At 56.4% G+C, this 9,181-nt stretch carries 7 protein-coding genes and 1 pseudogene; all 8 read right to left on the bottom strand.

The annotated features are described in order from the left end of the window. Position 1 precedes the first annotated feature (1 nt). Positions 2-313 (bottom strand): annotated as a pseudogene (locus VZP09_RS14390) (hypothetical protein); the annotation flags it as partial. Positions 314-679: 366 nt separating this feature from the next. Then, positions 680-2,158: a ribosome biogenesis GTPase Der gene (der, locus tag VZP09_RS14395; protein WP_004144309.1), complete on the bottom strand. Its 1,479-nt coding sequence runs from the start codon at positions 2,156-2,158 to the stop codon at positions 680-682. Between the two features lie 113 nt (positions 2,159-2,271). Continuing rightward, the gene (gene bamB, locus VZP09_RS14400; protein WP_002913889.1) at positions 2,272-3,450 is read right to left on the bottom strand and encodes an outer membrane protein assembly factor BamB; all 1,179 of its coding nucleotides are present in this window, start codon (positions 3,448-3,450) and stop codon (positions 2,272-2,274) included. A gap of 10 nt (positions 3,451-3,460) precedes the next feature. Continuing rightward, positions 3,461-4,081: a YfgM family protein gene (locus tag VZP09_RS14405; RefSeq protein WP_002913890.1), complete on the bottom strand. Its 621-nt coding sequence runs from the start codon at positions 4,079-4,081 to the stop codon at positions 3,461-3,463. 34 nt (positions 4,082-4,115) lie between these two features. Continuing rightward, positions 4,116-5,390, bottom strand: a complete 1,275-nt coding sequence (gene hisS / locus VZP09_RS14410; RefSeq protein ID WP_004890421.1) for a histidine--tRNA ligase — start codon at positions 5,388-5,390, stop codon at positions 4,116-4,118. Positions 5,391-5,481: 91 nt separating this feature from the next. Then, positions 5,482-6,603, bottom strand: a complete 1,122-nt coding sequence (ispG, locus tag VZP09_RS14415) for a flavodoxin-dependent (E)-4-hydroxy-3-methylbut-2-enyl-diphosphate synthase (RefSeq protein WP_002913892.1) — start codon at positions 6,601-6,603, stop codon at positions 5,482-5,484. A gap of 26 nt (positions 6,604-6,629) precedes the next feature. After that, on the bottom strand, positions 6,630-7,625 hold the full coding sequence (gene rodZ, locus VZP09_RS14420) for a cytoskeleton protein RodZ (RefSeq protein ID WP_004149336.1): 996 nt from the start codon (positions 7,623-7,625) through the stop codon (positions 6,630-6,632). 276 nt (positions 7,626-7,901) lie between these two features. Next, entirely contained in the window at positions 7,902-9,068 is a 1,167-nt protein-coding gene (locus tag VZP09_RS14425; RefSeq protein WP_002913894.1) for a bifunctional tRNA (adenosine(37)-C2)-methyltransferase TrmG/ribosomal RNA large subunit methyltransferase RlmN, read from the bottom strand. Positions 9,069-9,181 lie beyond the last annotated feature (113 nt).

Consider the following 9,181-nt stretch of genomic DNA (forward strand, 5'->3'; position numbering starts at 1 on the left):
ACTGCTCTGTTGTTTTGTGCTTAAATATTTCTTCAAAATATATTTTCAGCATTTCATATACAATATTCTTACGCTGTAAAAGATGGTAGATACCTTTAGCAAATCTAACATCCTCATTCTTCTGCTTTTTACATACATCCTGATACTCATCAGTAAAACAGGATGTATAATATAGGATTCGAGTAACGCCAGCACCTATTGTTTTAACCTGACCGGAAACCCGTTGTTCTATGCCTGAAACAGCGCGATCAAGTTTCATTGCGAGAATTTTATTGGCCTGTAAATAGCTGATGACAACATTGCTGTAATACATAATCGCTCCTTGCCGATTAATTTCCCCATCCTGGGAAGAACCGCAATTTACCACAATACTCAGCCATAAAGTAGACTCTCCAGTTTCTCCCATATTACAGAAGAGCGACACCGTGGATTTTCTCCGATATATCCAGATGCGTTTTCTCTCGTATCATTGCGATAACTTTCTGCGTATATATTATCATAGCGTACTCAAACAATTGCTTGAGCAAGCGAAGCTGGCAAATGAGAAATCTCATAGGATACGTGCAGATATACATGCCAATCATGCGCGTTGTTGCGTCGCTACAATCGGCCTTAATAAAAAAGCCCGGCAGAGCGGGCTTTGAAGGATTCATGTTGGTGGGTAAATCTTGCTGATAGCTTATTTGCTTTTCTTGATGTGCTTGATCAAGCGCTTACGTTTACGCATCTGGTTCGGCGTCAGGGTGTTACGCTTGTTAGCGAACGGGTTTTCCCCTTCCTTGAACTGGATACGGATCGGCGTGCCCATCACGTCCAGGGATTTACGGAAGTAGTTCATCAGATAGCGCTTGTAGGAATCCGGCAGATCCTTGACCTGGTTACCGTGGATCACCACGATAGGCGGGTTGTAGCCCCCGGCGTGGGCGTATTTCAGCTTCACGCGACGGCCACGCACCAGCGGTGGCTGATGATCTTCCGCCGCCATGTTCATGATCCGGGTCAGCATCGCGGTGCTTACGCGGCGCGTAGCGCTGTCGTAGGCTTCGCGTACCGATTCAAACAGGTTGCCGACGCCGCTGCCGTGTAGGGCGGAGATGAAGTGCACCCGGGCAAAGTCGATAAAGCCCAGACGATAGTCGAGGGTCTCCTTCACCTGCTCCTTCACTTCCTGACTCAGGCCATCCCACTTGTTAACGACGATCACCAGCGAACGGCCGCTGTTGAGGATAAAGCCCAGCAGCGAGAGGTCCTGGTCGGAGATCCCTTCGCGAGCATCGATCACCAGCAGCACGACGTTGGCGTCTTCAATCGCCTGCAGCGTTTTGATCACCGAGAACTTTTCCACGACGTCGGTGATTTTCCCGCGCTTGCGCACCCCGGCGGTATCGATGAGCACGTATTCGCGCTCGTCACGCTGCATCGGGATATAAATGCTGTCACGGGTGGTGCCCGGCATATCGTAGACCACCACGCGATCTTCACCGAGGATGCGATTGGTGAGGGTTGATTTACCGACATTAGGACGCCCGACAATCGCCAGCTTGATCGGCAGATCCTGCGGATTGAAGTCGTCTTCCGGCTCTTCTTCCGCTTCGCCATTCTGCTCGGCTTCGAATTTCGCCCAGTATTCGGCGTCTTCATCCACTTCTTCCTGCGGATTAACCTCATCTACCCATGGCAGCAGGGCCTGCTCCAGCAGGCTGGTCACGCCGCGGCCGTGCGAAGCGGCAATCGGATAGATATCGCCCAGGCCGAGCGACCAGAAGTCCGCCATTGCCTGGTCGACGTCGATGCCGTCGGTTTTGTTAGCCACCAGGAAGGTGGGCTTTTCACGAGAGCGCAGGTGTTTAGCGATCGCGATGTCCGCCGGCATCAGGCCCGCGCGCGCATCGACCATAAACAGCACCACATCGGCCTCTTCGATTGCCAGCAGCGACTGCTCCGCCATCCGGGTTTCCACGCCCTCTTCCGTACCATCAATACCACCGGTATCGATACAGATGAATTCGCGGCCTTCGACTTCGGCCCGACCGTACTTACGGTCACGAGTCAGCCCCGGGAAATCCGCAACCAGCGCATCACGAGTGCGCGTCAGGCGGTTAAAGAGCGTGGATTTTCCAACGTTAGGGCGCCCGACAAGCGCGACCACAGGTATCATGTTAAATGCCTCATACAATCACTAAGCAACATCGTCTTAACGACGTTTTTAAAAAAGTCAAAACGGCCCCTGTCTGCCAGGGGCCGTTTCTTAATCACTCACGACAGCGGTAATTAACGCGTAATCGCGTACAGCGTACCGTCTTTCGCCTGGATCAGCAGTCGACCATCGGCAACCACCGGGTCGGTCAGGAAGCCGGAACTATCGACTTTCTGCTGCGCCACAAAATGGCCATCTTCCGGATTAACCCAGTGCATGTAGCCTTCGCTATCGCCGACGACCAGATTGCCATTATACAACACCGGCGCGGTCAGCAAACGGTGCAGCAGATCGCTTTGCGTCCACAGGGTTACACCGCCGTCGGTGGTCAGTGCCAGCAGGCGATCGTTCTGGTCTACCAGGTAGATACGGTTACCATCGACGATGAAATCATTCACCGAACCCAGCTCGCGTTTCCACATAATCTGGCCGCTACGCAGGTCCAGCGCGGTCAGGTTACCGTTATAAGCCAGCGCATAAACCACACCGTTAACGATGATCGGCGTCGTGTCGACGTCGTTCAGGCGGTCAATTTCCGTCGGGCCGGTGGCCGTAGAAATACGCTGCTGCCAAATCATCTGCCCCTGCTGCATCAATACTGCACTGACGCGGCCGTTGTCGCCGCCGACGATCGCCGCGCCGTAGGCGGTCGCAGGCGCAGACTCGCCGCGCAGGGAGAGCGCCGGCATATCGAGGTTAACGGTCCACTTCACGGCCCCATCGGTCTCGTTTAGCGCCTGCAGCTGGCCGTTACTGGTATGCACCAGCACCATGCCATCGCTCACCACCGGACGCGACAGCGCCTCGCCGGCGACACGGGTTTGCCAGGCCACGGTACCATCGCTGGTATTCAGCGCATAAAGCTGCGCTTTCTCGCTGCCGATATAAACATGGCCGCCAGAGACGGTCACCCCGCCGGAAAGCAGCGCTGGCGTGCGCGAGAACCAGCCATCTTTCTCCGCCAGATTCACCGACCATACCTCTTTGCCATCGTCGGCGTTCAGCGCTTTGACGGTGCCTTTACGGTCAGCAGCATACACTACGCCGTCGGCAAAGGCCGGATGAAGGTTAGAGTAAAATTCGCCGATACCATCGCCAACCGAGGTGCTCCAGGACGTGGACGGCGTAAACTGGTTTTCTACCGTCGGCAGCGGTGACATTTTCACCACATCTTCTTCGCTATTAAACAGCGAACACCCGCTCAGCAAGGTAACGGAAAGCAGCCCTGGCAACAGTAATTTACGCAATTGCATCGAGTCCCTCTCAGATGGACAAATTATTCATTTTCATACGCATCATTTCGCTGAGCGCAGGAGAAGCATCGCTTTTCACGCCAGCTTCCCACGCCGCACGGGCCCCTTGCTTATCGCCTTTGCTCAACAGAATTTCGCCGCGCAAATCGGCCACAATGGCGGTCCAGCCCTCACCTTTGATGCTGTCGAGGGTTTTCAGCGCCGCATCAGCCTGTTTCATTTGCAGCTGAACGCGGGCCAGACGCATACTGATAACCGATTTCAGATTATCATCAGATGCGGCCGCCAGCCCCTGCTGCAGCTGCTTTTCAGCGTTCGGCAGATCGTTCTGTTCAACAAAATGCTGTGCCAGCTCGAGAGAGGCGAAGGCGCCGTAGGTATTTTTATTGTCAGCCGCGAATTTCTCTGCCCCTGACAGCACTTCTGGCGTATTCGATTTCAGCGCGGAAGTCGCCTTCTCGTAAGCCAGCGACGCGTCTCTGGCGGTATCCTGCTGATGGGAGGTCCAGTAGCGCCAGCCAACCAGCGCGCCAATCCCTAAAATCACCCCGACCGCCAGCGCTTTGCCGTTTTCGGCAAAGAAACGCTTCAGCGCATCGACCTGATCGTTCTCGTTGTTAAAAGTTTCCACGCAGTCCTTCTCCTGACTAATAATTCCCGGGAGATTAACCCAGAAGTGTGCGCAAATGCGCGGCAACGCTCTCCTGCGTTACGGTAGTTTGCTCACCTGAGCGTAAATCCTTCACTACCACGTTTCCGTCAGCGATCTCTGACTCACCCAGCACCAGCGCGACGCGTGCGCCCCACTTATCAGCGCGGGCGAACTGCTTCTTAAAGTTGCCGCCGCCGTGGTTGGTCATCAGCTTCACGCCGGGCAGCGCATCGCGAACCTGCTCAGCCAGACGCATTGCAGCAGACTGAGTATCGGTCCCGGAGGCTACCAGGTATATATCGACAACAGGATCGGCTTTAAATTCCGGATTCACTGCCTGGACCAGTAAAACAAGACGTTCCAGCCCCATGGCAAAACCCACGCCCGGGGTAGCGCGACCGCCCAGCTGCTCAACCAGGCCGTCGTAACGACCGCCGGCGCAGACGGTGCCCTGGGAACCAAGGCTGGTGGTCACCCACTCGAACACGGTGCGGTTATAGTAATCAAGGCCGCGCACCAGGCGCTGGTTGACGGTGTAGCGGATCCCGGCATCGTCAAGCAGCGCGCACAGGCCGGCAAAGTGGGCTTTCGACTCTTCGTCAAGATAATCGCCGAGCGCCGGCGCGTCGTTGAGCAGCGCCTGCACGTCCGGGTTTTTGGAGTCCAGCACCCGCAGCGGGTTGGTATACATCCGGCGTTTACTGTCTTCATCCAGTTTATCGGTAAACTGCTCCAGGTATGCCACCAGCGCGTCGCGGTAGTTGGCGCGCGCTTCCAGCGAACCGATGGAGTTCAGCTCCAGGCTGACGTGCTCGGAGATGCCCAGCTCACGCCACCAGCGCGCGGTCAGCATAATCAGCTCCGCGTCGATGTCCGGGCCCTGCAGGCCAAACACTTCGGCGCCGATCTGATGGAACTGGCGGTAGCGACCTTTCTGCGGGCGCTCGTGACGGAACATTGGCCCGACGTACCACAGACGCTGTTCTTGATTGTACAGCAGACCATGTTCGATGCCGGCACGTACGCAGCCCGCCGTCCCTTCCGGACGCAGCGTCAGGCTGTCGCCATTGCGGTCTTCGAAGGTATACATCTCTTTTTCAACCACGTCGGTCACTTCGCCGATCGCGCGTTTGAATAACGGGGTCTGCTCTACAATCGGCAAACGGATTTCGCTGTAACCGTAGCTACCGAGCACCTGCTTCAGTGAGCCTTCAATGCGCTGCCAGAGAGCGGTTTCGCCCGGCAGATAATCGTTCATGCCACGGATGGCTTGAATGTTCTTTGCCACGTTTATTCTCTTTATATATACAAAAATGAACCCCGGCGCCTCGCGCCCGCAGGTTCAATCATACACGGGAAGCGTATCGCTTCCCAACACGTTATTTTGCTTCAACCTGTTGAACGTCAATCCGACGGGCTTCATCGAGCATCGAGGCTTTGGCGCGGATCCGCGCTTCCAGCTGGTCGATCATGTCGTTGTTGTCCAGGCGATCTTTACGCACGCCGTCTTCATACAGGCCGCTTTTCTTGTTGCCGCCGGTGACGCCAAGGGTGGAGACCAGCGCTTCGCCCGGGCCGTTCACCACGCAACCGATGATCGAAACATCCATCGGGGTGATGATATCTTCCAGACGCTGCTCCAGAGCATTCACCGTACCGATAACGTCAAACTCCTGGCGTGAACAGGTCGGGCAGGCGATAAAGTTAATGCCGCGGGAACGAATACGCAGAGATTTGAGGATATCGAAGCCGACCTTGATCTCTTCCACCGGATCCGCCGCCAGCGAGACGCGCAGCGTATCGCCGATCCCCTCGGACAGCAGTAGTCCCAGACCGATCGCCGATTTTACCGCGCCGCTGCGCGCGCCGCCCGCTTCGGTGATCCCGAGATGCAGCGGCTGATCGATCTGTTTCGCCAGCAGACGATAGGATTCCACCGCCAGGAAGACATCGGAGGCTTTAACGCTGACTTTAAACTGATCGAAGTTCAGACGATCGAGATGATCGACATGACGCATGGCGGATTCGAGCAGCGCCTGCGGCGTCGGCTCGCCATATTTTTCCTGCAGATCTTTTTCCAGCGAGCCGGCGTTGACGCCGATGCGGATCGGGATGTTTTTATCGCGAGCGCAATCTACAACCATGCGGATGCGCTCTTCGTTGCCGATGTTGCCCGGGTTGATACGCAGGCAGTCGACGCCATATTCCGCCACTTTCAGCGCAATACGGTAGTCAAAGTGGATATCGGCGACCAGCGGGACGTTAACCTGCTGTTTGATAAGTTTGAACGCCTCAGCAGCGTCCATCGTCGGAACAGAGACACGGACAATGTCCGCGCCTACGCGCTCTAACGCTTTGATTTGATTTACGGTCGCCGCCACATCGGTGGTGCGCGTATTGGTCATTGACTGAACGGCGATGGGAGCCCCATCGCCAATTGGCACATTACCAACGTAAATACGTTTAGATTTTCTACGTTGAATCGGAGCCTGGTTATGCATGAAAAATCTCCCGCGTTACCCGTCTGTTACTGCGCCGGTGATGATTCGGCATTGAGGGTCAGACGCGCAACCTGGTTAGTTCTGATAAAACGACTTAAATCGACAGGCTTGCCCAGATACTGGATCTGTACCGCGGCCGGGGCGCCAATTTTCAGCTTATACGGCGCCTGACCGCTCAGGTTCAGGTTACCGCCTTTACGCTGCAGGCCGCTGAACAGTTTTTTACCGGTGGCATCGCTCACTTCCAGCCAGCAGTCGGCGGAAAAGTTCATCACCAGATCCTGCGCCGACGCCGCCGGAGTCGTGACGTTCGCCTGATCGGTCGGCAACGGCGAGGCTGGGGTGGTAGCCGGAGCTGCCGGCGTCGTCCCCGCGGTATCGACATTGGCCTGGGAAGGCGCCACGACAGCGTTATTATCCGCTGGCGTCTGGGCCGGCGCGCTGGTGGTCGGTGCGCTGGCGGTATCGGTTGGCGCGCTGTTCGCGGCGCTATCGGCGGTCGGGGCTGCAGGGGCGCTGGTATCCAGCGGCACGTTCTGGCTGTTGGCGTCGCCGCCGTTCAGCTCAGCGGAAGACTGATCGGCCATGGTCGAAATCTCTTCCTGCTGCGCCTTATGGTCTTGCCACCACCAGGCGCCGCTCAGACCGATAACCACAAACAGCACCAGCCAGGTGAAGCTCATCAGCCAGCCGTCGCGCTTTTTGCGGCGCTTGCCTAAAGAGAAACTCTGCATTGGCGCGACTTTCGCCGCGCGGATGGGCGCCTGCTTGGCCATCATCGGCAGCAGCTCGTCTTCTGGAATGTGTACGAGGCGAGCGTAGGAGCGGATGTACCCGCGCAGGAAGGTGGAAGCGAGGTCGGCGGGGGCCTTATCGTCTTCAATATCACGAACCGTGGACACCTTCAGGCATAAGCGTTCGGCCACCGCTTGCTGGCTAAGTCCGAGTTGTTCGCGGGCGTGACGCAGACGCGCGCCCGTGGTGTTTGCTTCTTGATGATCTTGAGTGGCTTCAGTATTCATTCGCTACAACTACTGGTACGTGAAATTTAAAGTTCAGCGCGGGAAAAAGCCGGCGCCGCGAGACATCTGTGCTACGTCAGCCTCACAGTATAGGACTGTCAGCCGCGCGATCACAGAGACGAATCAAAATTGAATGCTAAGCGGTTGTTGTGCCGCTACATACTGCCTCAAAGTCGACAAAAACGCACCGTAATTATTAACCGAATCAGCGTATTTCGCCTGGCTATCGGCCATAAATATGACCCGTGCCGCCTGCGCTGCACGGGTCATCATTTGTCAGACCGCTTTTACGTCAATCGCTTCGCCCTGCATCCGCTTACGCAGCGTACGCTTGGTACGGTCAATGACGTCGCCCGCCAGCTGGCCGCAGGCGGCATCGATATCGTCGCCGCGCGTTTTACGCACGATGGTCGTAAAGCCGTACTCCATCAGGACTTTGGAGAAACGGTCGATGCGGCTGTTGGAGCTGCGGCCATACGGCGCGCCCGGGAACGGGTTCCATGGGATCAGGTTGATCTTGCACGGCGTATCTTTCAGCAGCGCCGCCAGCTCATGGGCGTGCTCGGTGCCGTCGTTGACGTGATCCAGCATCACGTACTCGATGGTCACCCGGCCCTGGTTGGCGTTGGACTTCGAAATATAGCCGCGCACCGAGTTGAGGAACGTCTCGATGTTGTACTTTTTGTTGATCGGGACGATTTCGTCACGAATGGTGTCGTTCGGCGCGTGCAAGGAGATCGCCAGCGCAACGTCGATCATATCGCCGAGTTTATCCAGCGCCGGCACCACGCCGGAGGTAGACAAGGTCACACGACGCTTGGAAAGGCCAAAGCCGAAATCGTCGAGCATGATTTCCATCGCCGGAACGACGTTGTTGAGGTTCAGCAGCGGCTCGCCCATGCCCATCATTACTACGTTGGTAATGGGACGCACGCCGGTGGTCTTCACCGCGCCGACGATCTTCGCCGCGCGCCAGACCTGGCCGATAATTTCGGATACCCGCAGGTTGCGGTTAAAGCCCTGCTGGGCGGTGGAGCAGAATTTGCACTCCAGCGCGCAGCCTACCTGGGAGGAGACGCACAGGGTGGCGCGGTCTTCTTCCGGGATATAGACGGTCTCGACGCGCTGATCGCCAACGGCAATCGCCCATTTAATGGTCCCGTCGGTTGAGCGTTGCTCTTCAACCACTTCCGGGGCGCGGATCTCCGCCACTTCTTTCAGTTTACTGCGCAGGACTTTGTTGATGTCGGTCATCTCATCAAAGTCGTCGCAGCAGTAGTGATACATCCATTTCATCACCTGATCGGCGCGGAAAGGCTTCTCGCCCATGTTTTTGAAAAACTCGCGCATCTGCTGACGGTTTAAATCCAGCAGGTTGATTTTGGCATCTTTGTTCGGCACCGTCAGAGCGGCGGTATCAGGCGTGACAATTTGTTCAGACATAATATTTTCCGGCCTCGTTATTACACGTTATGGCCCCAGGTGGGTTGAAAAAGAAACGCCCCGGAGAGCGACTGCTCGTCCAGGGGCGCTATATTCTACAAATTCTGGCGCAT

It is taken from the genome of Klebsiella sp. EMBS2024 (assembly GCF_036233805.1).
GTDB lineage: Bacteria > Pseudomonadota > Gammaproteobacteria > Enterobacterales > Enterobacteriaceae > Klebsiella > Klebsiella pneumoniae.

Excerpts from the sequence above, each read along its gene's own strand:
- bamB (WP_002913889.1), bottom strand. The coding sequence starts at position 3,450 with ATGCAATTGCGTAAATTACTGTTGCCAGGGCTGCTTTCCGTTACCTTG.
- der (WP_004144309.1), bottom strand. The coding sequence starts at position 2,158 with ATGATACCTGTGGTCGCGCTTGTCGGGCGCCCTAACGTTGGAAAATCC.
- ispG (WP_002913892.1), bottom strand. The coding sequence starts at position 6,603 with ATGCATAACCAGGCTCCGATTCAACGTAGAAAATCTAAACGTATTTAC.
- rodZ (WP_004149336.1), bottom strand. The coding sequence starts at position 7,625 with ATGAATACTGAAGCCACTCAAGATCATCAAGAAGCAAACACCACGGGC.
- VZP09_RS14425 (WP_002913894.1), bottom strand. The coding sequence starts at position 9,068 with ATGTCTGAACAAATTGTCACGCCTGATACCGCCGCTCTGACGGTGCCG.